The 374-nt window shown below is 64.4% G+C and carries 1 protein-coding gene and 1 pseudogene; both read left to right on the top strand.

Features of this window, described 5'->3' with window-relative positions:
* A pseudogene (locus tag F2P45_RS34680) lies at positions 1-181 on the top strand (STM4015 family protein); the annotation flags it as partial.
* Positions 144-374 (top strand): hypothetical protein (locus F2P45_RS34675; protein ID WP_223164933.1); only part of this gene is annotated, 231 nt, incomplete at its 3' end. The pseudogene F2P45_RS34680 and the gene F2P45_RS34675, both read left to right, overlap by 38 nt.

Genomic DNA, 374 nt, shown 5'->3' with positions numbered 1-374 from the left:
CGGGGCCGAAGCTTTGTTCAACAGCCCGTACGTGCCCAAGCTGAAGACACTGAACCTGGAGCATCATTACATTTCCGAAGAATGGCAGGAAAAGCTCAAATCGCTGCCGATCACGGTCGATCTGTCCGATCCGCAAGACGAAGATGACGACGGCGATCGCTACGTTGCTGTTTCCGAGTAACGGTGCAGCCGGCCTGCCGCGCATGCCAGGCGATGGCGGCGGCGAACGCTTGCCCCTGGTGTTGTTGGGCGTGCGTGGCGACAAGCGGGAAACGCTGACGCAGGCGGCCCGCGCCGCGCTCGGCCTGCCGCCGGCGCTGGTGCTCGACTGGTGCGAATGGCTGCAACAGCCGTCCCTGCTGGCGGCCAGCCTG

Origin of the sequence: Massilia mucilaginosa, assembly GCF_011682145.1 — a bacterium.
GTDB lineage: Bacteria > Pseudomonadota > Gammaproteobacteria > Burkholderiales > Burkholderiaceae_D > Telluria_A > Telluria_A mucilaginosa.
This window is presented reverse-complemented; position numbering and strand designations above follow the sequence as displayed.